General features: G+C 56.8%; 23 protein-coding genes. 9 read left to right on the plus strand and 14 right to left on the minus strand.

Translation table 11 applies throughout. The features are described 5' to 3' along the window. Positions 1-9 precede the first annotated feature (9 nt). The 3 genes from ACXAF0_RS13660 to ACXAF0_RS13670 all read right to left on the minus strand — a co-directional run bounded on the left by ACXAF0_RS13660 (position 10) and on the right by ACXAF0_RS13670 (position 3,737). Positions 10-981 (minus strand): SPOR domain-containing protein, encoded by a 972-nt coding sequence (locus ACXAF0_RS13660; RefSeq protein WP_475346429.1) that lies wholly within the window; start codon positions 979-981, stop codon positions 10-12. 166 nt (positions 982-1,147) lie between these two features. Continuing rightward, the gene (aspS, locus tag ACXAF0_RS13665; RefSeq protein WP_475346430.1) at positions 1,148-2,935 is read right to left on the minus strand and encodes an aspartate--tRNA ligase; all 1,788 of its coding nucleotides are present in this window, start codon (positions 2,933-2,935) and stop codon (positions 1,148-1,150) included. A gap of 253 nt (positions 2,936-3,188) precedes the next feature. Next, positions 3,189-3,737 (minus strand): SixA phosphatase family protein, encoded by a 549-nt coding sequence (locus ACXAF0_RS13670; RefSeq protein WP_475346431.1) that lies wholly within the window; start codon positions 3,735-3,737, stop codon positions 3,189-3,191. Positions 3,738-3,938: 201 nt separating this feature from the next. Between ACXAF0_RS13670 and ACXAF0_RS13675 the strand changes: the two genes are divergently transcribed. The 4 genes from ACXAF0_RS13675 to ACXAF0_RS13690 all read left to right on the plus strand — a co-directional run bounded on the left by ACXAF0_RS13675 (position 3,939) and on the right by ACXAF0_RS13690 (position 9,015). Continuing rightward, positions 3,939-6,086, plus strand: coding sequence for an RNA degradosome polyphosphate kinase (locus ACXAF0_RS13675; protein WP_475346432.1), 2,148 nt, complete (start codon positions 3,939-3,941; stop codon positions 6,084-6,086). A 51-nt stretch (positions 6,087-6,137) separates the two neighbouring features. Next, positions 6,138-7,619 (plus strand): exopolyphosphatase, encoded by a 1,482-nt coding sequence (ppx, locus tag ACXAF0_RS13680; RefSeq protein WP_475346433.1) that lies wholly within the window; start codon positions 6,138-6,140, stop codon positions 7,617-7,619. Between the two features lie 98 nt (positions 7,620-7,717). Next, positions 7,718-8,047, plus strand: a complete 330-nt coding sequence (locus ACXAF0_RS13685; RefSeq protein WP_475346434.1) for a hypothetical protein — start codon at positions 7,718-7,720, stop codon at positions 8,045-8,047. Then, the gene (locus ACXAF0_RS13690; RefSeq protein ID WP_475346435.1) at positions 8,044-9,015 is read left to right on the plus strand and encodes a DUF1835 domain-containing protein; all 972 of its coding nucleotides are present in this window, start codon (positions 8,044-8,046) and stop codon (positions 9,013-9,015) included. The genes ACXAF0_RS13685 and ACXAF0_RS13690 overlap by 4 nt, the downstream gene beginning before the upstream one ends. Positions 9,016-9,038: 23 nt before the next feature. Here ACXAF0_RS13690 and ACXAF0_RS13695 read toward each other — a convergent pair whose 3' ends face one another. Beyond that, the gene (locus ACXAF0_RS13695) at positions 9,039-9,953 is read right to left on the minus strand and encodes a LysR family transcriptional regulator (RefSeq protein WP_475346436.1); all 915 of its coding nucleotides are present in this window, start codon (positions 9,951-9,953) and stop codon (positions 9,039-9,041) included. A gap of 102 nt (positions 9,954-10,055) precedes the next feature. Between ACXAF0_RS13695 and ACXAF0_RS13700 the strand changes: the two genes are divergently transcribed. Both ACXAF0_RS13700 and ACXAF0_RS13705 read left to right on the plus strand, forming a co-directional pair. Continuing rightward, positions 10,056-10,919: an SDR family oxidoreductase gene (locus tag ACXAF0_RS13700; protein WP_475346437.1), complete on the plus strand. Its 864-nt coding sequence runs from the start codon at positions 10,056-10,058 to the stop codon at positions 10,917-10,919. Beyond that, the gene (locus ACXAF0_RS13705; RefSeq protein WP_475346438.1) at positions 10,916-11,371 is read left to right on the plus strand and encodes a nuclear transport factor 2 family protein; all 456 of its coding nucleotides are present in this window, start codon (positions 10,916-10,918) and stop codon (positions 11,369-11,371) included. The genes ACXAF0_RS13700 and ACXAF0_RS13705 overlap by 4 nt, the downstream gene beginning before the upstream one ends. 410 nt (positions 11,372-11,781) lie before the next feature. On the opposite strand, the gene ACXAF0_RS13710 is transcribed toward ACXAF0_RS13705, so the two are convergent. Both ACXAF0_RS13710 and ACXAF0_RS13715 read right to left on the minus strand, forming a co-directional pair. Beyond that, positions 11,782-12,246 carry a nuclear transport factor 2 family protein gene (locus tag ACXAF0_RS13710; protein ID WP_475346439.1) on the minus strand — a complete coding sequence of 155 codons (465 nt, stop codon included), beginning with the start codon at positions 12,244-12,246 and terminating at the stop codon, positions 11,782-11,784. Positions 12,247-12,342: 96 nt separating this feature from the next. Beyond that, positions 12,343-12,891 (minus strand): carboxymuconolactone decarboxylase family protein, encoded by a 549-nt coding sequence (locus tag ACXAF0_RS13715; RefSeq protein WP_475346440.1) that lies wholly within the window; start codon positions 12,889-12,891, stop codon positions 12,343-12,345. Between the two features lie 166 nt (positions 12,892-13,057). On the opposite strand from ACXAF0_RS13715, the gene ACXAF0_RS13720 reads away from it, so the two are divergent. Continuing rightward, a complete protein-coding gene (locus tag ACXAF0_RS13720; protein ID WP_475346441.1) occupies positions 13,058-13,645 on the plus strand; it encodes a TetR/AcrR family transcriptional regulator in 588 nt (195 codons plus the stop codon). Positions 13,646-13,721: 76 nt separating this feature from the next. Here the strand turns inward: ACXAF0_RS13720 and rnd are convergent, their stop codons facing one another. From rnd to ACXAF0_RS13755, 7 genes are all read right to left on the minus strand, one after another. Further along, complete coding sequence (rnd, locus tag ACXAF0_RS13725) at positions 13,722-14,885, minus strand: ribonuclease D (protein WP_475346442.1); 1,164 nt, start codon at positions 14,883-14,885, stop codon at positions 13,722-13,724. A 109-nt stretch (positions 14,886-14,994) separates the two neighbouring features. Continuing rightward, on the minus strand, positions 14,995-16,092 hold the full coding sequence (locus ACXAF0_RS13730; protein WP_475346443.1) for a succinylglutamate desuccinylase/aspartoacylase family protein: 1,098 nt from the start codon (positions 16,090-16,092) through the stop codon (positions 14,995-14,997). A gap of 17 nt (positions 16,093-16,109) precedes the next feature. Continuing rightward, on the minus strand, positions 16,110-17,015 hold the full coding sequence (gene rimK, locus ACXAF0_RS13735; RefSeq protein WP_475346444.1) for a 30S ribosomal protein S6--L-glutamate ligase: 906 nt from the start codon (positions 17,013-17,015) through the stop codon (positions 16,110-16,112). A 400-nt stretch (positions 17,016-17,415) separates the two neighbouring features. After that, a complete protein-coding gene (locus ACXAF0_RS13740) occupies positions 17,416-17,916 on the minus strand; it encodes an ATP-dependent zinc protease family protein (RefSeq protein WP_475346445.1) in 501 nt (166 codons plus the stop codon). 100 nt (positions 17,917-18,016) lie between these two features. Beyond that, a complete protein-coding gene (locus ACXAF0_RS13745) occupies positions 18,017-18,733 on the minus strand; it encodes an HdaA/DnaA family protein (RefSeq protein WP_475346446.1) in 717 nt (238 codons plus the stop codon). Positions 18,734-18,765: 32 nt separating this feature from the next. After that, positions 18,766-19,860, minus strand: coding sequence for an AI-2E family transporter (locus tag ACXAF0_RS13750; RefSeq protein WP_475346447.1), 1,095 nt, complete (start codon positions 19,858-19,860; stop codon positions 18,766-18,768). A gap of 41 nt (positions 19,861-19,901) precedes the next feature. Continuing rightward, positions 19,902-20,999, minus strand: coding sequence for a DUF2066 domain-containing protein (locus ACXAF0_RS13755; RefSeq protein ID WP_475346448.1), 1,098 nt, complete (start codon positions 20,997-20,999; stop codon positions 19,902-19,904). Between the two features lie 378 nt (positions 21,000-21,377). Here ACXAF0_RS13755 and purM point away from each other — a divergent pair, with 378 nt between their 5' ends. Then, the gene (gene purM, locus ACXAF0_RS13760; protein WP_475346449.1) at positions 21,378-22,451 is read left to right on the plus strand and encodes a phosphoribosylformylglycinamidine cyclo-ligase; all 1,074 of its coding nucleotides are present in this window, start codon (positions 21,378-21,380) and stop codon (positions 22,449-22,451) included. Next, the gene (purN, locus tag ACXAF0_RS13765) at positions 22,439-23,122 is read left to right on the plus strand and encodes a phosphoribosylglycinamide formyltransferase (protein WP_475346450.1); all 684 of its coding nucleotides are present in this window, start codon (positions 22,439-22,441) and stop codon (positions 23,120-23,122) included. The genes purM and purN overlap by 13 nt, the downstream gene beginning before the upstream one ends. Positions 23,123-23,209: 87 nt before the next feature. Here the strand turns inward: purN and ACXAF0_RS13770 are convergent, their stop codons facing one another. Next, on the minus strand, positions 23,210-24,418 hold the full coding sequence (locus ACXAF0_RS13770; RefSeq protein ID WP_475346451.1) for a GntT/GntP/DsdX family permease: 1,209 nt from the start codon (positions 24,416-24,418) through the stop codon (positions 23,210-23,212). Positions 24,419-24,490: the final 72 nt, after the last annotated feature.

The following is a 24,490-nucleotide window of genomic DNA, read 5'->3' on the forward strand; positions in this document are numbered from 1 at the left end:
CAGACAACATCACTCTCCGGTGGCGGTAACTCCGACAATCCAGGGATTCTCAATCCCCTTTTTGGCAGCAAGAAGGCGCAGATCACGTGCATGCTCTGCCGAAAGCGGACCGACCGCAACACGCAGGTAAGGCGTGCCCTTTACATCGGCATTCAAAAGACGCGGCTGGTATTCCGCATAGATGCCAAGCGCCTTTTGTGCGCGGGCTTCATCGGCAAAGCTTGCCAATACCACATAATCACCGGGCAGCGGCGCGGCAAGATCATCGCCCGCAAGCGCCTCGCCATCCACGGCCGGCTCAATCGATTTCACAATCGCATCGACCCCGTCTTCCATCGTGGTCGGGTCAGCCAGGGCGGCAGTCACAGTTTCCTTTGGTGCCTCAACTTCCGGCAGGCGCTTGTCTTCGACATAACCGGCAACAGCCGCGTCCGCTTCGACCTGCGGGTCAATCGGCCCCAGATCACCAAGCGCGACCGGAACGTCTTCAGCTTCGATCTGATCACGTGCAGAAGCCACCTCGACCGCCTCAACAGGCTCAGAAGAAACTTCAGCGGCAGCTACCACGTCATCAGATGTGTCTTTTTCAGGCAATGGCGGCAGGTTGGTCGTGACAATCGCGTTGGAGCGCATGGCGGTTGTGCTGGGTTCCGACCAATCTTCTGCCGGGGCATTCACCGCATAGATTTCCGGGCGGGCCGCACGGATTTCCTGTTTGATTTCGGGTTCGCCCATCACCGCAAGGGCTGCGGCTTCTTCTGCCAGGATGGTTTCTTCATCCTGGCAGATATCCTGTTCCAAAAGCGGGCGATGCAGCGCGCAATCCTGTTTGGCAACAAACGATACCGCATGGTCGGTCGTGCTTTTGCCAGTCGACACATAGCTGATCAAATCACCGGCCAGCTTGGCAACGGTCAGTTCAATCGGACCACCACATGCGCTAAGCGCCAGCGGCGCTGCCACAACTAGAATTTTTCTCAACAGGCCATCCCCCGAAGGATCAAATGTTCTTTTCCCCCGCCACACTGGCCCATAGCCCGTTAATATTAGGTAACGATCAGCAATCAAATACACGCAAAAGAAAACGGCCCGGAACATGTCCGGGCCGTTTGATCGATCACTGTTTCGGGCAACCCCGCAAAACAGATCAGTCTTTTTTCGCCTTCGGTGGCATCCGAACACGCAGATGCAGTTCCTTGAGCTGCTTGTCTTCGACTTCTGCCGGGGCATTCATCATCAGATCCTGTGCCTGCTGGTTCAGCGGGAAGGCAATGACTTCGCGAATGTTCGGCTCGTCAGCCAGCAGCATGACGATACGGTCAACACCCGGGGCTGAACCACCATGCGGCGGGGCGCCGAATTTGAACGCGTTCAGCATGCCGCCAAACTGCTCTTCGACAACGTCCTTGCCATAACCAGCAATTTCAAACGCACGATACATGATGTCCGGGCGGTGGTTACGAATGGCACCCGACGACAGCTCGATACCGTTACAAACGATGTCATACTGCCACGCCTTGATATCAAGCGGGTCCATGCTTTCCAGCGCTTCAAGACCACCTTGCGGCATCGAGAACGGGTTGTGGCTGAATTCGATCTTGCCGTCGTCATCTTCCTCATACATCGGGAAATCAACGATCCAGCAGAACTTGAACATGCCTTCTTCGCGCAGCTCCAGCTCGTCACAAACCTTGTCACGGACCTTACCGGCAAACTTGGCAGCCGCCAGTTCCTTGTCACAGGCAAAGAACACCGCATCGCCATTGGCAACACCGGTGATTTCCTTGATCTGTGCGATACGATCGGCATCAAGGTTCTTGGCAATCGGGCCTTTTGCTTCGCCGTCTTCACCGTAAACGATGTAACCAAGACCCGCCGCACCTTCATCGCGTGCCCAGGAATTCAGCTTGTCAAAGAAGCTGCGCGGGCGCGAAGCTGCACCGGTTGCCGGGATCGCACGAACCACCGAACCTTTTTCGATGTTGGATGCAAAGATGCCAAAGCTCGACCCACGGAACGGCTCGGTCACGTCCGAGATGATCAGCGGGTTACGCAAGTCCGGCTTGTCGGATCCGTATTTCGCCATCGACTCATCGAACGGAATGCGCGGGAACGGATACGGGGTCACATCGCGACCACCGCCGAACTCGACAAAGATGTCATGCAGGACCGGCTCGATTGCCGCAAACACGTCTTCCTGGGTGGCAAAGGCCATCTCGAAGTCGAGCTGATAAAACTCACCCGGCGAACGGTCGGCACGGGCGTCTTCATCGCGGAAGCACGGTGCGATCTGGAAATATTTGTCAAAGCCCGAAACCATCAGCAGCTGCTTGAACTGCTGCGGTGCCTGCGGCAGGGCATAGAACTGACCCGGATGCATACGCGACGGCACCAGGAAGTCACGCGCCCCTTCCGGCGAGCTCGCCGTCAGGATCGGCGTCTGGATTTCCAGGAAGCCCTGTGCGGTCATTTTCTGGCGCATGGCCGAAATGACTTTGGAACGCAGAACGATGTTCGAATGCACGCTTTCACGACGCAGGTCGAGATAACGGTGACGCAGGCGAACCTCTTCACCATATTCGACATCGCCAAAGACCGGCATCGGCAGAACTTCGGCCGACGACTGAACTTCGATGTTCGATGCGTAAACTTCGATCTCGCCGGTCGGCAAGTTCGGGTTGATGGTCTCGGCCGTACGTTTGACAACCTTGCCATCGACCGTGATCACGCTTTCGGCGCGCGCTTTGTCAAGCGTCTCGAACAGCGGGCTCGAAATGTCGATCACGACCTGGGTGATGCCGTAATGGTCGCGCAGATCAACGAACAGAAGGTTGCCGTGGTCACGTTTACGGTGAATCCAGCCAGACAGGCGAACTTCCGCGTCGGCGTCAGTCGCGCGCAGCGCATTACAATTGTGTGAGCGAAAAGGATGCATTGTCATTCCAGGTTGCTTTATTTCTTGGGCCGCAAATTTGGCCGCAAAGGTGCATGCCAGACCCGCGCTGTCAAACAAAAAACGCACCACAGCATGCCCGTCACAGGCCGATCAAAGTGCGACCCCCGGCGTTTATGCGTGATGTTTCCCTGCCCAACGGGCGCGGCATCTCAAAATTTCAGCGGTATAAAACGCGCACAGGCCGTCTTCGTCAAGTGCCAGTAATGCAGATCAGTCACCGCAGATCAGCAAATCATTGGGTGATTGGTTCCGGGCCGATCTTGATCGCCTGCAGGTCCTTGACCTTTATGAAATCGATCAGGCGGCCGGTTCCGGGTGCAATTTCACCCCAATGACCGACATCGAATTCGAAATGCGCCAGACCACAGGTCGGATATTTGCGCGCCATGACGTCCAAGGCCTTTGCATTCCCGCCGCCATAAAGTGACTGGGCGAACACCTCAATACCGGGATTGTGGCCGACCACCATCACGTGCTTGGCGTCTTCATGGGTGTGATGCAGGTTTTCAAGCAAGACCCGCTCGCTCGCCATATAAAGGTCTTCGTTATAGATCACATCCGCATCGGTGGCGAAATCGCGTCCCAAAAGGCCAAGGGTCTGCACCGCGCGCGCTGCTGTTGAACACCAGATCAGATCAGGAACCAGTTCATGCTGGCGCAAATAGCGCCCCATGAAAGGGGCTGCCTTTTCGCCGCGGCGGTTCAGTTCGCGGTCATGGTCGGCGCGACCCGGGTCCGCCCAGCTTGATTTGGCATGCCGAAGCAATAACAGCGTTTTCATGTCTTCGTCTGTTTGGCAGTCGCGAATAATGATCAAACGGTGTTCTTGCATGCCATATCGCGGGCCGGGATGCCATCAGAAAAACTGACATATAAATTTAAGAAAATTGCACCCACCCAAGCAGTTATCCTATACTCCATTTGCAACCGGGAACTGTCGCATAAATTCAAAGACGGTCCCTCAATCCGCAGGAGGCATAGCGTGACACACGCCGCTGCAGTTCAATCAAGTGCGATCACCATTGATTCGGAAAGCCGCTTTATAAACCGCGAATTATCGTGGCTGGCATTCAACAATCGCGTTCTTGAAGAAGCCCAGAACAAGGGCCACCCGCTGCTTGAAAGACTTCGCTTCCTGTCGATTTCGGCCAGCAACCTTGATGAATTTTACATGGTGCGCGTCGCGGGCCTCGTCGGGCAGCTACGCGCTGGCATGACCAAGGTCAGCCAGGATGGCATGAGCCCGTCCGAACAGCTGCGCGCCATTACCTTTGATGCCAACCAGCTGATGCAGGATCAGCAACGGGTCTGGCGTCAACTCAGCAGCGAGATGGAAAAACAGGGCATCTCGGTCATTGATAAGACCGACCTGACCCAGACGGACCGCAAATGGCTTGATGGCTATTTCATGCGCGAAATCTTCCCGACCCTGACCCCGCTTGCCATCGATCCGTCGCACCCCTTCCCGTTCATCCCGAACCTTGGCTTTGCCATCGTCATGCAGCTGTTTGATCCGGCGGACGGGCACAATATGCGCGGGCTGATCCCGGTTCCGCAAAAAATCGGCCGCTTCCTGCGTCTGCCGGGCCGGACCGAACGTTATTTACCGGTCGAACAGGCGATCCTGCTGTATCTCGGCAAGCTGTTCCCGGGGTTCGATATGATCGAACACGGTTTCTTCCGCGTCATTCGTGACTCGGATGTGGAAATCGAAGAAGAAGCCGAAGATCTGGTGCGCGTTTTCAAAACCGCCCTGAAACGTCGTCGTCGCGGCAGCATTATCCGCCTTAAAGTCAATGCGGCGATGCCCGAAGACATGCTTGATTTCGTCATTGATGAACTTGATGTCGCGCTTGAAGAAGTCGTCAAGGTTGATGGTCTTCTTGGCGTGGTTGATGTCAAACAGCTGATCGATTCCGATCTGCATCATGACCTGCTGTTTTCGCCTTATGCCGCGCGCTACCCGGAACGCGTGCGTGACTTTGGCGGCGATTGCTTTGCGGCGATCAGCAAAAAGGACCTGGTCGTCCATCACCCGTTCGAAGATTTCGACGTCGTGGTCCAGTTCCTGCTCCAGGCCGCGCGCGACCCGGATGTGGTCACCATCAAACAGACGCTCTATCGCACCTCGGAAAACAGCCCGATCGTCAAGGCACTGATTGCCGCGGCCGAGGCCGGAAAATCCGTCACAGCCATGGTCGAACTCAAGGCCCGCTTTGACGAAGAAGCCAACCTGCGCTGGGCAGCCGACCTGGAACGTGCCGGTTGCCAGGTGGTTTATGGCTTTCTCGACTGGAAAACACACGCCAAGATCTCCCTGGTGGTCCGCCGTGAAACCCACGGCCTTAGAACCTATACCCACTTCGGGACCGGCAACTATCACCCGATCACGGCGAAGTTCTATACCGATATCTCGTTCTTCTCGTGCGATCCGGCATTGGGGCGTGATGCGGCCAATATCTTTAACTTCATGACGGGTTACGCCACGCCGCGCTCGCTTGAAAAAATCGCCATCGCGCCGCATACCCTGCGCCCGACGCTTCTTACCCACATCGATCAGGAAATCGAGAACTGCAAGGCTGGCAAGCCGTCTGGCATCTGGGCCAAGATGAACAGTCTGGTCGATCCGGTGGTGATTGATGCGCTTTATCGCGCCAGCCAGGCCGGTGTGCACATTGAACTGGTCGTGCGGGGTATTTGTTGCCTGCGTCCGGGTGTGCCGGGGCTTTCGGAAAACATTCGTGTCAAATCGATTGTCGGTCGCTTCCTGGAACATTCGCGCATTGTGGTCTTTGCCAATGGCGCAAAGCTGCCGTCGCGCAAGGCCAAGGCGTTTATTTCCTCGGCTGACTGGATGCCCCGTAATCTTAACCGCCGTGTCGAAACGCTGGTGCCGGTTGAAAATCCGACCTGTCAGCAACAGATTGTTGAACAGATCATGATCGCCAACCTCAAGGATAACGCACAGGCATGGCATCTGCAGGCCGACGGTTCGTATGAACGCTGCGAGGCAGATGAAAAAGCATTCTCGTCGCACAAATATTTCATGACCAACCCGTCGCTTTCGGGCCGCGGAAGTGCGCTGGATCAAGCCGACCCGAATGTTCCCGTGCTAGAGCTTGATGACTAAGGCTTAACGCCGAAAGCTTGACGAAAGACGACCAACAGGTGCCAACACCCTATGCTGACTGACCAACGGGCTTCCAACCGCATCGCGATCATAGATGTTGGCTCCAACTCTGTGCGGCTTGTCATTTTTGATGGCATGACCCGCGCGCCCATGCCGATCTTCAATGAAAAGGTCATGTGCGGCCTTGGCCGCGATCCCGACAATACCGGCAAGCTTAATCCCGAGGGGGTCGAGCTTGCCGTTGTCGCCATGCAGCGCTTTGCCACCCTGCTGCGCGCCATGAAGGTCACCCATGTCGATGTGCTGGCGACCGCTGCTGTGCGCGCTGCCACCGATGGCAAGGAATTCTGTGACCGCGTCACCAAAGAAACCGGCTTGACCGTCAAGGTCATTGACGGCCTCGAAGAAGCCCGCCTATCGGCCCTTGGCATCATTTCCGGTGATCCGCTGGCATCAGGCATTATGGGCGATATCGGCGGTGGCTCGCTCGAACTGGTCCTGCTTGATAAGGGCGAGATCAAAAAACGCGTCAGCCTGCCGCTCGGTGCGATGCGCCTGCATACGGTGTTTGGCTCCGACCGCAGCCGCCTGACAGCTGAAATCAACAAGCATCTTGATACGGTCGATTGGCTGTCGGATGCCAAGGGACAGCAACTTTATGCCGTTGGCGGCTCCTGGCGCTCGATCGCAAAGCTGTTTATTGCCCAGGAAAACTATCCGATTTCGGTGGTTCATAACCTTGCCATGCCGCAATCGGAAATGGCCGAACTGACCCACATCATCTCCCAACAAAGCCGCGTCTCGCTTGAAAAGATCGGCGGTGTGTCCAAACGCCGCATCGACAGCCTGCCGCATGCATCGCTTGTCATGAACATGTTGATGAAGCGTATGCAACCCAACGAGGTGGTCTTTTCCGGCCATGGGCTGCGCGAAGGCTGGATGTATGAAGTCCTGCCCGAAGATCTGCGTCAGCGCGACCCCGTGCTCGAAGCCTGCTTCAGCTTTGCCGAAGACGGCGAACGTTTCCATCAGCACGGCGAAGAAGTTGCACAATGGTGCGCGCCGATCTTCGCCGACCTGCCAGTCAATATCGAACGCCTGCGACTGGCGGCCTGCATCATCGGTGATATCGGCTGGAACGAACATCCTGATTACCGGGCGGTACAAAGCTATCACCGCATTTTGCGCCACCCCTATATTGATCTGAACCATCATGACCGGGTGTTCCTCGCCTACACCATCGGCTCGCGCTATGCCGGCAACTTCAAGGGTGACGAGGCCATTGATCGCATCCTCAGCGATGATGACCGCCTGACCGGGCGCCTGTTTGGCCATGCCATTCGTCTGGGCCATACGCTTTCGGGCGGGGTCGAGGGCATCTTACCGCAAACGAAACTGCTGCTCGAAGACGGCAAACTCGTCTTGCAGTTTGAAAAGCAGGCCAGCACGCTTTACGGCGAAGTCGTCGAACAGCGTTTTTCCAAACTGGCCAAGCTGATGAACCGAGAAAGTGAAGTCCGCCTAGCCGGATAACACCGCAAAGAGCTCACACTCAAAACGCGCATTTCGTTGACGAAACACACCAAAACCGGCAGGATTACGGCCCCTTTACTGAAAAGGAGTGCCTTTTCATGACGGACACACAGCAGCCCTCCGATCACACCCCGCCAGACATCGTAACCACACTGGCACACATGCCCTTTCAAAGCTTGTGTCAGGCAATCAGCACCTTGCCCGACAGCGACGAGGACATCGAAAAGCTCCGCACCGCCGCAGGCGATGAGGAAAGGTCACGCATTGACCTGCTGATCGCACTCAGAAGCACCCGACTGGGCGAGATCGCCCCGCTATTTGCCAACGCCGACGACGATCCGACCCATACCACCATCCGCTCAAGCGATGTGCCCGACACCATGCTCTCACTGCTAACTGCGCTCAACGCAGTCAAAGGCCCGCAATGAAACCACTCGATACCCAAGCCACCCTGCACCTGCGCTGCGGCTCCGACATTCGCGATGGCCTGAAAGCAGCCGGCTTTATTGGCGATTTCCTTGAATTCTCCGATCCGTTCTGTCAGGGCCCGGTGCCCGATCTGCCGCGGGGGACCTTCATTGAAACCCGCGCGGGTTTCATCGCCCGGTCTTATGACATGGCAAAGGACGCGATCCTTGAACGGTTAAGGGCTGAATATGATGCGCTGGATCGGCTGGGGGATTATGATCATGTCGTGCTCTGGTTCGAACATGACAGCTACGATCAACTGATTCTCGCCTTCCTGATGGATGCCATCGCAACCACACGGCCCGAAACCAGTATTGAGGTCATCTCGGTCGACCACGCCCCGGACTCCGAAGGCCTTGATCGCTTCATCGGCGTCGGACAGCTCTCCACCGATGGCCTGATCTGGTGCTGGGAAAATCACCGGATGCCGTTAACCGATGATATGCTGACCTTTGGTCGCAAGGTCTGGGATGCGCTGCGTGCAACCGACCCGACGGACCTGATGGCACTCGCAGGAACCCAAAATGCGCCCCTGCCCCACATGCCAACCGCACTCAAACGCCATCTCGCCGAACTGCCCGACCCGCAAACGGGCCTGAGCCTGACACAGAAACTGACCCTGCAAATCATCACCGATCACGGTCCGCTTCCGGCTGGCAAAATCTTCGGCCATCTGACACGAACCTATGATCCGCTGCCCTATCTCGGCGATCTGATGTTCTGGCGCGAACTCGAATGGATGATGGACACCACGGACCCTCTCTTCACCGTCTCCCCAACCAACCCCGAAACCAACTGGGCTGAGCGCATCCTCACCCTCACCGATGCCGGACAAGAAACACTCGCCGGCAACCGCAACTTCCTTGAACCCTTCACCGGCACCCGCTGGATCGGGGGGATCCGCATAAGTTCGTCTGATGCATCATAACAAATGCATCTCATGAGCTGCGGCTACCCCACCTCCCGCGACACACGGAAAATCTCACCGCGCAGCCATTTATGCGCTACATTGGCAGCATTGCGCACGTGCCAGTATTGGGCAAAGCAGTATTCGGGGAAATCAAATGGCAGGTCAAACTCGCCAAAGCCCTGCATCATGGACCCCCTCAGGCGCGATGGCAGGGTGGCGATGATGTCGGTGCCGCGGATCAGGTTGGCGACGCTGGCAAAGGTCGGCACCTGAAGCGCTGTGCGTCTGGATCGGCCAAGGCCGCGCAGGATGTCATCGATTTCCGAACTGTCATTGGCGCCGATCATCACGCGTGCATGGCTGGCCGCACAGTAACGATCCAGCGTATCGGGCAAAACGTCATGAAATGCCGGATCGTAGAAGCAGCGCATATGTTCGCGAAAAAGTCCCTGCCTGGCAATATCCCCATGCTTTCCAGAGGACTCGATACTGATCGCATGATCAATCGTGCCGTCGCGCAACCATTTGACAATCCGGTCGTCCCCCGTCACCGGAAGGACCTTGAGCCGGATATCGGCCGCGCAATTTTGCACTCGCTTCATCAGGGCGGGCAGGATCACCGCCACTTCATAATCGTTGGTCCCGATCACAAAACTCGCACTATGTGCCGCATTATCCGGATCAAACGCCACCACACGGGTCAGGCTTCGTATGCCCTGCAGAAGCATGCGCACCTGCGGGGCGATTTCATCGGCATGCGCCGTCGGCACGATCGACCGCCCCGATCGCACAAACAACGGATCGCCAATAATCTGGCGCAACCGGTCCAGCCCGTGACTGACGGTCGGCTGCCCGACATCAAGGCGGTGCGCTGCTGCCGTCACTGATCCCTCGTCATAAATCGTCAGGAACAACCGCAACAGGCGATAATCAAGATCCAATTCATCGATATTCATACATATGTAATATCACACCCATCGAATTGATCATATGCATTCTTTGGCCCAGATTTCTCCCATGAACAGGCAACGCCTGCCCCCTTTATCGGAGAAACTGACATGACCATCTTGATCACTGGCGCAACCGGCCAACTTGGAACGCTGGTTGTTAAGCATCTGCTGGATCGCATTCCGGCAAGCGACATTGCCGTAAGTGTCCGAAGCCCCGAAAAAGCTGCGGATCAGAGTGCCAAGGGCATTGATGTTCGCAAAGGCGATTTTAATGACTTTGCCCTGATGACCAAGGCCTTCGCAGGTATCGACACCGCACTCATCATCTCGGCTGAGGATGACAACGCAACCCGCATCAAACAGCACCGCACCGCCGTTGATGCCGCCACAGCCGCAGGCGTCAAACACATTGTCTATACCGGCATTGTCGACCCAAAAGCCGATGCCGATTTCACCTATTCGGCCATTCACCTTGATACCGAAAACCACATCCGCCAAACCGGCCTTGCCTACACGATCTTGCGCAACAGCTTCTATGCCGATCTGTTGCTGGCGGGTGTGCCGCACGCGCTTGAAACCGGCGATTACGGCGCACCGGCCGGGGATGGCAAAATCACCTATATCCCGCGCAATGACCTTGCAGAAGCAGCCGCCGTCGTGCTTGCCGACCCGGCCGATCATGTCAACAAGATCTATGACCTGACGGGCACCAAGGGTGTTACTCATAGCGAAATCGCTGGCTACATCGCGGATGCCACTGGCAAGCCGGTCAAATTCGTCGATCTCCCTGCCGAAGTCCACACTGGCATCCTCGGCAGCCTCGGCCTGCCCGATCATCTCGTCGAAGCCCTGTCGGGGCTTTATGTCGGCGCAAAGAAAGGCGACTACGAAACCGTCAGCAATGATTTCGAAACCCTGGTCGGGCGCAAGCCGCAATCGGTTGAAGACTTTATCGCAAAGGCGCTGAAATGATCGGATCAAAACGCCATCTTCTCGCAGTATTGCCGGTCGCCTTCCTCGTCCTCATGCCAACTCTTCATGCGGGTGAAATCGAGGATCGCAACACCGCCAATGCCATCGCCTTCTATGAAATGGTCTTTAACGACAAGGACGTCGAAGGCGCGATCACGCAATATATCGGTGACGAGTATATTCAGCATAACCCGGTCGCCCCGGACGGGATCGAAGGGTTCCGCGCCGCCATTTCCGGCTGGCTTGCCGCCGATCCGTCGATCCATGCCGAAATCGTGCGTACCGTTGCCGAAGATGATCTGGTCGTGCTTCATGTCCGATCCACCTCGGCACAGGGTGAACGCGCGGTGATGGATATCTTCCGCTTTGATGATCAGGGCAAGGTTGTCGAACACTGGGATGTCGTCCAACCCGTCCCGGCTGAAATCCCCCACGACAATACGATGTTCTAGGTTCTACGCGTCCCAATACCTCAACGAAAAACAGCCGCCCGTTTCCCGGGCGGCTGTTATCGTTTCGGGCTCAAACTGCTACGCGAACTCCAACAAAAAAGGGCCCCCAAAGGGGCCCGGCAAGTTTTCAGGGAGGCATCTTGGAACTGACGTTACGGCGCAAACGTCAGCAGGGAGGAGACAAAAAGCACGGCGGTCGATGTGATCGAAAAGGCGATATATTTAACAATCATGTTCAGGGTCCTTTGCGGGGTAGCAGGCAAGGCAGCACCGGGGACGCACCGCCTTGCCTGTCTAGGGTCAGAACCTTCCATTCAAATTAGCTGGCCCTGACCTAGTAGAACTTCTTTCCGCCGAACTTTCCTTTCCCTACAGGGAACCGGAACATGGCGGGGTAATCTAAATCGGGATTACAATCCCAAGTCTGACAGCCCCGGATGATCATCCGGGCGGCGGCCAAGCGGCCAGCGGAAGAGACGCTCTTCCTCGGTAATCGGCTTGTCATTGATTTGTGCGAAGCGATGGAGCATCAGGCCTTCTTCATCAAATTCCCAGTTCTCGTTGCCATAGGCCCGGAACCAGTTGCCGCTATCATCGCGATATTCATAGGCAAAGCGCACAGCGATGCGGTTTTCATGAAACGCCCAGAGTTCCTTGATCAGGCGATACTCGATTTCCTTGGCCCATTTACGGGTCAGGAACGCAACGATGTTTTCGCGGCCTTCAAACATTTCGGCACGGTTGCGCCAACGGCTGTCTGGCGTATAGGCAAGCGACACCCTCTCGGGATCGCGGCTGTTCCAGCCATCCTCGGCCATGCGGACCTTCTGTTTGGCGGTTTCGACGTTAAAGGGTGGCAGCGGTGGCCGTGACATCAATCCTGTCCTTTGGTCTGTGGTCAATAAAGGGACCCCGGTCGGCTCGGAGCAACATGCGGAGGGGGGACAGCCGACCGGGGGAAGTGCCGGAAGTTACGCTGCGGAGGCGTTAACCACCGGGAAGTCAATCGGGGTATCAAAGGCTTCGTTGAGGTAGTTGGTGAGCGTATTGAGCGCCACGTGGGCCACGATCTCGACCAGTTCGGCCTCGCTATAGCCGGCAAGCTTGGCGGCACTGACATCGGCCTCGGACACCTGGCCACGGTTTTTAACCAGTGCCACGGCAAAGCGCACAGCCGCATCGGCCTTCTGATCGGTCGACGCACCATTGCGGTTTGCCGCAATCTCGGCGTCATCAAGCTTGGCGAGGTTCTTACCCAGATAGGTGTGGGCTGACAGGCAATAGTCACAGCCATTGATCTGTGCCACCGCAAGGGCGATGCGTTCGCGGGTTTGCGGATCAAGCGCGCCCTTGGACAGCGCACCATTCAAACCAAGATAGCCTTCAAGGGCTGCCGGGCTGTTTGCCGTCAGACGAAACAGGTTCGGAACCGAACCAAGCATCTTGTTCACGCCCTCAAGAAGCGGCTGCGAAGCATCAGGGGCGGCATCGATCGAAGCAGGCAGAGAAATGCGGGTCATTGAAACTCTCCTTAACAAGTTCGGGTTGATCAGCGTTGAAAACATATATACAGACAGGTCTGTCTATTTGTCAAACACAATTTTAAAACGACCGTTCTGATATCTGAAAGGCTTGCTATTCTGCGGCTTTCCCGCCAAAAGAATACAGACCGGTCTGACTATTGGAGTGAAAAGATTGAAATCAAAACGCGACGTTCTCGTCGATACCGCCCTTCGGCTTTTCTATACACAGGGCTTTAATGCCACCGGAATCGACAAGATCCTGGCCGAGTCCGGCGTCGCCAAAATGACGATGTACAAGCACTTCAAATCCAAGGACGAACTGATCCTGGCCGCCCTCACCCGTCGTGATGAAACGTTCCGCGACTGGCTGACATCGGAAATGCAAAAGGCCTCCACCAACCCGCGCGATCAGTTGCTGGCAATGTTTGATGCGCTCGAAGACTGGTTCCATGGCCGTGCATTCAAGGGCATGGGCTTTTCGGGCTGTGCGTTTATCAACGCATCAAGCGAGTTCGCCAAGCTTGACCACCCGGCCCATCAAATCGCCGCCGAACACAAAACCTGCGTGCTCAACCATATCGAGGGTCTCTGTGAGAAGGCCGGGGCCGCCAACCCTAAGCAACTCGCCGAAGAACTTGCCCTGCTCAAGGAAGGCGCGATTGTCACCGCCCAGGTGCGTGGCATGCCCGAATCGGCAAAGATTGCCAAGACCATGGCAACCGCGCTTTTGGATGCCGCCCTGCCCAGCTAACAGCGGTTGCTCAGTGCTCAAAAAACAAAAACGGGGCCATCGGGCCCCGTTTTTTGTTCGTCACAGCGAAATCGGATCAGCGATCAAGCTCGACAAAAACCACTTCGCCGTCTTTGAGCTTGAGCCCAAGCTGACCGTGCTTGAGACGCAGGGCATATTGCCCGAAAAGATCACGTCGCCAGCCACGCATGGCTGGAACGTCTGCATCGTCATCCGCCGCGATGTTCTGCAGATCATCGCTTGATGCCACCAGACGCTGGGCAACGCCCTTTTCTTCAGCACAGAGTTTGAGCAGGACTTTAAGCAACTCGACCGTCGGGCCGATCCCGGCCGGCAGTTCGATGCGCTGCTTGGGCTTTGGCCACTGATCCTGCGGGCTATCAAGGGCGGCCTTGATGGCTTCGATAATCGCCTGGCCGGGTTTTGAAGAGCCAAAGTTGCGACCAACACCGCGCGTTTTATCCAGATCCTTGTCCGTCATCGGCTGACGGGCAGCGATATCAAGCAAGGTATCATCGCGCAAAATCCGGTTGCGCGGCAGGTTCTTGCGCTGCGCTTCGGTTTCACGCCATTCGCCAAGCGCCCGCGCCACGGCGAGGAATTTCGGGCTGTTGGACCGGGTCTTAAGCCGCTTCCACGCGTCCGCCGGATCAATCGAATAGATCGACGGATCGGTCAGGCGTTCCATTTCCTCAAACAGCCACACGGCACGGCCATTGGCTTCAAGGCGTTCGTGGAAGGCCTCATATATCACGCGCAGATGGGTCACATCCGACAGTGCGTAACTGATCTGCTTGGTTGAAAGCGGACGGCGCGACCAATCGGTAAAGCGCATTGATTTATCAATGCTTTTGCGCGCCACCTTGTTGACCAGCGTCTCATAGCCGACCTGATCGCCATAGCCCAGCACCATCGCCGCCACCTGGGTATCAAACACCGGATGGGGCACCTTGCCCGACAGATGGACGAAAATCTCGATATCCTGACGGGCGGCGTGAAACACCTTCACGACGTCCTCGTCCTGCATCAACTCGAACAGCGGCATCAGATCAATGCCCTCGGCCAGCGGATCGACCGCCGCCCCGTTATCGGACGGCTCCGGACTTGCCACCTGCACCAGACACAGTTGCGGCCAATAGGTCGAGTCCCGCATGAATTCGGTATCGACAGTGACATATTCGAACGTGCGCAATCTTTCACACAGATTGCGAAGTTCTTCTGTAGTTGTAATCGGTTCCATGTCGATTGCTATAGCATTGCGCAGCACAATCCGCCAGTGGCTTCGATGCAGAGCAGGTCTTCGCCCGCTTTACGCCGTCAAACGCCACATCGCATTGGCTGCTGAGAGACTAAATAATCTCGTCCTCATCCAGAAGCGGATCGGATTGCAGGTGGGTTTCAATGGCATCCATGCGTTCCTGCACCTCGGACGGTCGCTTGATCAGGGCAACATGAAACAGCGCATCCCCCTGATTGACGATCGGCAGGTTGGTACGCCCGATGATCAAACCGTCTTCGCGCGCCACGATATCCTCGTCACGTTGCCCGAACGGGTCGGACACCGCCGCCACCACATCGCCCTCATGGACAAAATCACCCGCCAGCTTGAAGGTCCGCAAGATGCCCCCGGCCGGGGCGCGCAGCCAATGGCTGTTCGATGATTTGAACGATGGCACACGCGGTTCGCGCACGGTGCGTTGTGATGTCATGCCCAGCTTGCGCATCACGCGCAAAACGCCCGAAACACCGGCCCGGATCGACATTTCATCAAATCGAAGCCCCTCGCCCGCTTCATAAAGCAGGATCGGCACGCCAAGCTCACGCGCCGCTTCACGCAGTGACCCATCGCGCAACGGGCTGGTCAGAATGATCGGCGCCCCAAAGGCCTCGGCATAATTCATGATTTCCGGATCATCTTCATTGACCCGGATTTGCGGCAGGTTCACCCGATTGACCGCAGCTGTATGCAGATCAATGCCAAAGTCTGACCGCTCGACGATTTCGCTTAAGAAAAGATGGGCAAGTTGGCCTGCAAGCGATCCGCGCGAATGGCCCGGAAAGGACCGGTTCAAGTCACGCCGATCGGGCAGATAGCGCGTATGGTTTAAAAACCCGAACGCATTGACCACCGGCACGGCCAGTAACGTTCCACGCATGCCGCGCAAGGCGGGTGACTTCAACACACGCCGGATGACCTCCACGCCCACAATCTCGTCGCCATGGACAGCACCGCTGACGAAAATCACCGGACCGGGGCGTTTGCCATGCACGACACTGACCGTCAGATTGACCGGCGTGTGATTTGATAAAAGCGAAATCGGGATATCGACAAGCTGGCGTGTGCCCGGTGCAACCTTTTGCCCCCCAATTTCAAAATCAGGGGTCTTGGGGGTTCTGGCCGCTTTCGCGCCCTTGCTGTTCCCCCGGGGTGATCGGGTCTCGCTCATGCTCTTGTTCCTTGCCCTTATCCCTTGCCTTTGGTCCGCACCTTACCGGGTTTGAAATCCTTTTCCATGAAATCAATGATCATGCCGGCAATATCCTTGCCGGTTGCCACCTCGATCCCCTCAAGCCCCGGGGATGAATTGACTTCCATCACCACCGGCCCGTGGTTGGACCGCAGAATGTCAACACCGCATACATTGAGCCCCATGGCCTTGGCCGCTTCAACCGCAGTTGCGCGTTCCTGTGGTGTGATGCGGATGGATCGTGACGAACCGCCACGATGGATGTTGGACCGGAAGTCGCCTTCCGCGCCTTTGCGTTCCATGCTGGCGACCACCTTGCCACCAATCACAAAGCAACGGATGTCGCTATTGCCGGCTTCCTTGATGAATTCCTGCACCATGATGGCAACATTGGCCCCGCGAAAGGCCTCGATCACGGATTTGGCGGATTTCTCGGTCTCGCCCAGAACCACGCCGATGCCCTGTGTGCCTTCCAGCAGCTTGATCACCACCGGCGCCCCGCCAACGATGGAAAGAACCTCGTCAGTCTTTTTCGGATCATGGGCAAAGGCGGTTACCGGCAGGCCGATGCCACGGCGCGCCAAAATCTGCAACGAACGCAGCTTGTCGCGCGACCGGCCAATGGCAACCGATTCATTGATCGGATAGACCCCCATCATCTCGAACTGACGCAACACCGCCAGACCGAACTGGGTCACCGACACACCGATACGCGGGATCACCGCGTCATAGCCGGTCAGTTTGGACCCGCCATAATAGATTTCCGGTTTCAGCGAGGTAATATTCATCGACACGCGCAGCGTATTGATAATGTCGAGCTCATGCCCGCGATCCTCGGCCGCCTCGACCAACCGTTTGTGGGAGTAAAGATTGGGATTGCGTGCAAGCATCGCGATTTTCATGAGATGTCCCCCTTGGTCGGCATAAAACGGTGCGCGTCCGGTATCATACCGGCTGCGGGCGAATGCGAAATTGTCAGAAAGCAGGAGTATGTTACATCAAATCTACTTCACTTTGCCGAGGACATCTTTCTGCCCGGCAAGGAAAGGTCTGATGGACGTAGCCGCGCTACGTTCGAGGACCTTGACGCTGCGGGGCGGGAAGATGTCCCGGCCCATAGGGTTTGGTTTTGGCGGTCTTTCGCGGCGTTACACCGTTTGACCGATGCGCCGCATCGCTCTGCACGCTGTGCCTTGCCAAACAGCACGCCAAAACCAAACAAAGCGAAGTAGATTTGATGCAACATACTCTCGACGCTCCAGTCGGCTGGTGGTTCCGATCTTGGGTCGTTCTTCTGCGCGTCTATCGCTGTTCCGGCTTCCCTGCAAGATAAGATTTTGATGGCAGCACCAAAAATCTTCCTGCTTTCATCGCCGTGCGGCCCAAAAGCATGGGAAAGCCCATGATGGAGCGGTTTGCCAGCGACACTTCAACTTTCAATTTGTGATGCCCGACCAGGATATGGGTCGATATCACAAACCGTTCTTCGGCACTTCCGTTTGACGAGCGAATCTCGCGAAGCTCGACCAACGGGGCCAGACAGTCGATCTGGCCATGCCCGTCTCCGGGATAGTGCGGCAGGGTAAACGCAACAAAATCGCGCCCGTCACGCTCAATCTGTCTGGGATTGATCGCATGCAATGACGATGTCCGCGCCCCCGTGTCCACCTTAGCCTTGATCACAGGCACGTCAAGGTCGGGAAGTCCGATCCATTCCCGCCAGCCCAGAACATGCCCATCGGCAATCAGCGATGCGGTCTGGGTTTTGAGCGACGGTTTAGCTTTTGCGCGTTGCGGGCTCACATGCAGCTTCCAGTTATTGAACGCAATTTGTCAGGTGGGACTGATCATACCCGGTAACAACCTGATTGGCTTACAAAATTTGCAAGCCGCCCAGCCAAGTTCAAGCTGACAGTTCTTCCATCACACTACGCACCAGCGGCAAGGTCACTGCCCGCTTTTCGGCCAGTGCCCGACGGTCAATCGCCGTGACCAGTTCGGAAAGCGCGGCAAAGGATCGCTCGATCCTTGGCAGGACATAGCTGATGATTTGCGGGCTGGCCGGGATTTGCCGGTCGGCAAACAGCTTGATCAGAAGCCCGACAATCAGGTCATCATCGGGTGGGGAAATCTCGCACACCAGTGCCGCACCCAGCCGGGATCGCAAATCGGGCAGCGTGATCTGCCAGCGCGATGGCGGCTGGCTTGCGGTCAACAGCAAATGGCCGCTGCGTTCTTTGAGCATATTGTAAAGATGGAAACAGACCGTCTCATCAAGCCCGTCGCCCCCGACCTGATCGGCATCCTCGATCACAAGCCCGGTCGCATCGCCAATGATCGCATCGGCGTCCTGTCCGGCAAGGTCAGATGCCGCGATCTGAAGTGCACCGGACCGCGCCCGCCAGACTTCCGCCAGATGACTTTTCCCGCACCCCTTCGGACCATACAGGCACAAGGCGGGTGCGGGCCATTTCGGCCATTGGTCGATCCATGCCACGGCTTCGCTGTTACACTCGGCCACCATGAAATCATCACGGCCAAGTGCCGGGCGCATTTCAAGCGCCAGGGGCAATTGCTGCGGATCGTTATCTTTTTCCGGCTTGGAAGTCACCCGGGTCACACTCAATTCAACTTGCAGGTCTTGATATCAGCTTAGCCATCTGAATCCGCACCGGCACTGCTGCCGCCATCCGGTCCATGATCATAAAGCCGACTATCGAGATACTGCCTTAAGCCATAACGTACAAGCACGCCGATAACAGCGGCCACCGGCACCGCCAACATCACGCCCAAAAGGCCAAACACCGCACCCCCGGCAAGCAATGCAAACATCACCCAGACTGCATGCAAACCGACCTTGTCGCCAACCAGTTTTGGGGTCAGGAAATTGCCTTCAAGCACCTGACCGATCAAAAACACAATCGCCACAAGCCCAAGATCAAGCCCGAAGCCGAACTGTGCCACCGCAACGCCCATGCCCACGGCAAAGCCGGCAATCATCCCGAAATAGGGCACAAAGGACACCAGGCCGGTCATCAAACCAATGACAAAACCAAACTCAAGCCCGACCAGCGTCAAGCCAAGCCCGTAAAACAGACCGAGCAAAATACACACCGTCGCCTGCCCGCGCACAAAGCCTGCCAGCGTTTCATCAATCTCGCTGACACATTGGCGGATGTCCTTTGCGGATCTGCGCGGCAGGTAACTGTCGACCTTGGCGACGATCTTGTCCCAGTCGCGCAGCAGGTAAAACGACACCACCGGCGTAATGAACAGCAAGCTCAAGAAGTTCAAAAGCGCCAGACCACCCGACAGAACTTCACTTAGGACATTACCAACCCATTTAAGCGCATTGGCACTCTGCCCCTTGATCGCATCTGAGACACTTTGCAGCGTCTCGGGCGCCACCCGATCCAGGATGTTTTGCAGATACGGCGCAACATTGGTGCGCAGCGCATCAACATAGCCCGGGAACCGCTCAAGAAAGCCCGCAAGCTGGCTGCCGATCATCGGCACCACCAACAACATCACCAGAATGAAAACAAGGAAGAACAACACCGTGATGATGCTGGTCGCCACCACCCGGCTGGCGCCGCGCGCTTCAAGCTTATCCGCCAGCGGGTCAAGGAAATAGGCAATCGCCATCCCGGCGACAAACGGCAGAAGGATGCTTGAAAACAGCCAGATCAAGAAAAAGAATCCGACGACAAAGATCAGCCAGAAACGTGCTTGCTGCCGTAAAGTCATCCTCGGGTCCCCCTGTTACCCTTCCCCGCCGTCAAACGGGCTTAACTGCCAAGTGACAATCCCTCAAGGCGATCTGAACCGCTCGGCTGGATGAACCAAAGCTCCCCCATCCGGCTGAGATTAAGGTTCTGCTGGCTCAGCGCCGTCTGAAGCTGATTGGTCGAGCCAACATAATCAAGTGACAGCTGCACTTCGCGCTTGGACATCGCGATCACCCGCGAATTACGCACCACCGGCAACCCGATCAGCTTTTTCTCGATCCCGGCCCAGTCACCAAGACCGGTAATCGGGATAAACACCATCAGGTTGCCACCCGTGCTGTAATTGATCAGGTTGGCCCGTTTCCAGCCATCGGCAAGCTGCTCCTGCACCGATTTGGCGGCACGCACCAGCGTCTCGTTCAATGTCTCGTCCGGAAGGGTCTTTTCCTGCACGCCAAAGATCTGCGGTGCGCCATTCGGATCATATCGGGTCACGGAAACATAAACGGTCTCCCCGCCCTCGGGACCGGTCACCTCGGCACTGGCGACAACGGCCACATCCGCGCCATAGCGCTTGGCAAGCTGGGCTAGCCGCTCCATCGCCCCACCTTGGGCCTGCTCGGCGGAAACCGTGCTGATATCGGTCAGATCGCCAATCGGCGCCTTGATCGGGACAAGTCCCGAAGTCGCGATATTGCGTGACCACACTTCGCGCCACGGATTGGGATCATCCCACAGGCTGACATAATTATTGCTGCGATAGACCGGAACGATCATCACCGGTTTGGATTGCAGCTCGGCAAAGGAAATATCGCGGAAACGCAGGAACCGGCGCAGTTCATCATCCTTGAACCGCACGGTCATGTCCGCGATATAGCGCACCGAGGATGTCTTTTCATTCGACACCCCGAAATCACGCACCATGTTCGTGATCACCGATGTTTCCGGTGTCGCCAGTCCGGCACGATCTTCGGGCAGGGTCAAACGGGCAACCACTTCTTCAAACGCCTTGCGCTGACCGATTTCAAGTGCGCTTTCGCGTGCGGCCGCGGCCGTTTCGGCGCGCTCGTCAACATGAACACCCGTGACGGTGAAAATGTCCTGGGCTGCTGCCGGAAAGGCCATAATGGCGGCAACGGTCGCCGCGCCAGCCCACATCCTGATATTTTTCAATGAAGTAAGCACGTATGCCTCTTTGCCCTAATCGTGTCTTGGTTAATGCTCTTTGTGGCATGTTGAACGCATTCTGCAAAGAAAACTCTGTCATGCGCAGGTGATCATTGCATATTGCCCGCGTTTGAGTATTTTCGGCCCAGCGGAAATTATCAAGCCCGCGTTTTTTATCAGCAGGATCGTGCTTGTCCTCTATATCTGATTAAAGGCGTCAGTAAGGCGGATTGGTCAAACAGCAGGCTCACCCCTGCGACCCGGACCGCAAAAAGCCCGGCATACGGCGCCTTGAATGGATACCTGTTGATGAAAAACGCGGGCACTCCCGCTTTTATTCATGCATGCGCGAAGCCAGGGATCACCAACATGACCGCCTCTAACGGCCTTACCTATAAGGACTCCGGTGTCGATATCGATGCCGGGAATGACCTTGTCGAACGAATCAAACCGCTTGCAAAAGCAACCACCCGTTCCGGTGTTGCCGGCGGTCTTGGCGGTTTCGGTGCCCTTTTTGATCTGAAGGCCGCCGGATATAACGATCCGGTTCTGGTATCCTGTACCGATGGTGTCGGCACCAAGCTGAAAGTCGCCTTCCTGGCTGACAAACACGACACAGTCGGCATCGACCTGGTCGCCATGAGCGTCAATGACCTCGTCGTTCAGGGCGCAGAACCGCTTCTGTTTCTTGATTACTTCGCAACCGGCAAGCTGTCGGTCGATAACGCCGCAAGCGTCGTCGCCGGTATTGCCGAGGGCTGCAAACAGGCTGGCTGTGCACTGATCGGTGGCGAAACCGCTGAAATGCCGGGCATGTATGCCGACGGCGAATATGATCTCGCCGGTTTTGCGGTCGGCGCGGCTGAACGCGGCGAACTGCTTGATGGCACCAACGTTGAAGAAGGCGATGTCATCCTGGGGCTTGCCTCCAGCGGTGTGCATTCCAACGGTTACTCGCTGGTCCGCAAGGTTGTTGAAACCGCCGGTCTTGAATATGCCGATGACGCCCCGTTCGCACCGGGCAAAACCGTTGGCGAAGCGCTGCTTGAACCGACCAAGGTGTATGTCAAAAGCTGTCTCGCCGCCCACAAGGCCGGTATGGTCAAGGCACTGGCCCACATCACCGGTGGCGGCCTGACCGAAAACGTTCCGCGCGTTCTGCCCGAAAACCTGACCGCTGTCTTTGATGCCAGCTGCTGGGAATACCTGCCGGTGTTTAAATGGCTCTCCAAACAGGGCGGCATTCCGGCCATGGAAATGGCACGCACCTTTAACTGCGGCATTGGCATGTGCGTCGTCGTTCCCGCCGACAAGGCCGACGCGGCTGAAGCCCTCCTGCGCGAGCACGGCGAAACCGTCAGCCAGATCGGCGTCATCGGCCCGCGTGCCGGTGATGGCCCGCAGGTCGTGATCAAAAACATGGCCCGTACATGGGACAAGTAAGCAACGGCAAGAAGCTAAAGCTCGCCGTTCTGATCTCAGGCGGCGGGTCAAACCTGCAAGCCATCCTTGATGCCTGCAAGACGCCCGGCTACCCGGCCGAAATCGTGCTGGTTTTCTCCAATCAGCTGGATGCGGGCGGTCTTGAACGCGGCCGCAAGGCTGGCATCCGGTCTGAAACCATCTCGCACAAGGGCTATCCGGGCGGGCGCGAAGCCTATGACAACGCCGTAAGTGCCCTGATCGAGGAAAGCGGTGCCGACCTTGTCGTGCTGGCAGGTTACCTGCGTCTGGTCAGTGAAAGCTTCGTCACCCGCTGGAAAGACAAGCTGATCAACATCCACCCGTCGCTGCTGCCAAGCTTCAAGGGGCTTGGTGTGCATCAGGCTGCACTTGATGCCGGGGTGAAGTTCGCGGGCTGCACCGTGCATTACGTTGTGCCCGAAGTCGATAGCGGCCCGATCATTGCCCAGGCCGTGGTTCCGGTCCTGCCCGGTGATGATGCTGGCAAACTGGCCCAGCGTATCCTGCGTCAGGAACACCGCATCTACCCGCAGGTCATCCGCTGGATTGCCGAAGGCCGCGTCTCGGTCGATGCCAAGGGCATCGTCACCATCGAAGATGCCCCGCCAGCCGACTTTGCTGAAATCAACCCGGCGCTCGAGCCCGGATGAAAGAATCTTTGGCGCTGGCTGCGCAAGTTGCTTAACGCATGAAACGGCGGGTCATCGTGTATGCCCCGCCGTTTTCTTGCCCTGCAATCAGGACCACAAGGCCACAGTCACCAAAAGAACAACCATGCCGACGACGGCCTGCACCAACGTCCCGCCCGTCAGGACGCGAATGACGCGCCCTTCGCTTGGCTCGCTCTCCAAGGCATCTCGACGCACCAGCCAATAATAGCTGTCATTGGGCATAACTGCGACAAACGAACCAAGACAAATTGCGAAGACAGCCGCGATCTCGTTAACGCCGCTTGCAAGCACAATCGGGGCCGCGACAGGCGCAATGGCGGCAAAGGTTGCCATTGATGATCCTTGTGCCAGCTTGAACAGCACGGTCAGGGCAAAGAGTGCTATCAGGGTCACCACGCCGCTGCCTTCCGGAAACAGATGGTCCAAAGACACCAGCCCTGTCAGAACCGATCCAAATGCACTTGCTGCGCCAATAACAATAAGAAGCGACCCGGTGCGTCGCACCGCACTATCCAGGCACCCGCGCCGTTTTTCGTGTGGCGTTTGCAACAGAGCGACGATCGCAGCAAAGATCAATGCGCCCTTGGGCAGCAATAGAAAATCCACTGCTGCGACACCGGTCCGACCAACAAAGCCGCCGACAACCAACAGACCCGCCAACGCGAAAAATGGCGCAAACGTCATCAGTAAATCTCCGCTGTCAGCAGCGTCTGGCCTGATCTCCGCGCCGTGATTCTTCGTCGCAAAGCGCCCCCAAATCACACCCGCCATCCAGACGGGTAACAATAGAAGCCCACCGCAAACCAACAACCCGACAGGTTCAACCCCGGAGCCCCCCGTAACACCAAGCCCCGCCGCAACGATGAGCGGACCGGCCGGATAAAGCAACTTGAACCCGGCATAGGCTCCGAATGCCGTATCCATCTTGTAGCGCCCCGCCGCCGGAGAAAGCGCGGCATATGCAGTGTCGGGGCAAATCATGCCCGCACCTGCAATCGGAGAAGCCAACGCAACGGTGCGGCCCACCGCTTTGGACGCGATGTTTTGCTGCGACAGGACCGCAGCCAAGGTAAAGGACGGCAGCAGGATGAGGGCAAACTCGCCCAGAGCCCGTCCGAAACCTGTATTGAATTGCCCGATGACCTCGCTTGCTTCAAGCCCGCCGATCAAGCCGAGCCCAACAGTCAGCACGACCATCCAGATCACCAGAGGCAAGTCTGGTACATGATTTTTCAAACTTGATGTCGCAAATGCTGTTGCAATCTTATTTGCCATGACAGAGCCATTCTTTTAATTGAGCTGTACTCATGCTAGATGACTCATGCAGAATGTTTAAATGAGAAAACA

The organism is Thalassospira sp. ABD4_177, assembly GCF_056160125.1.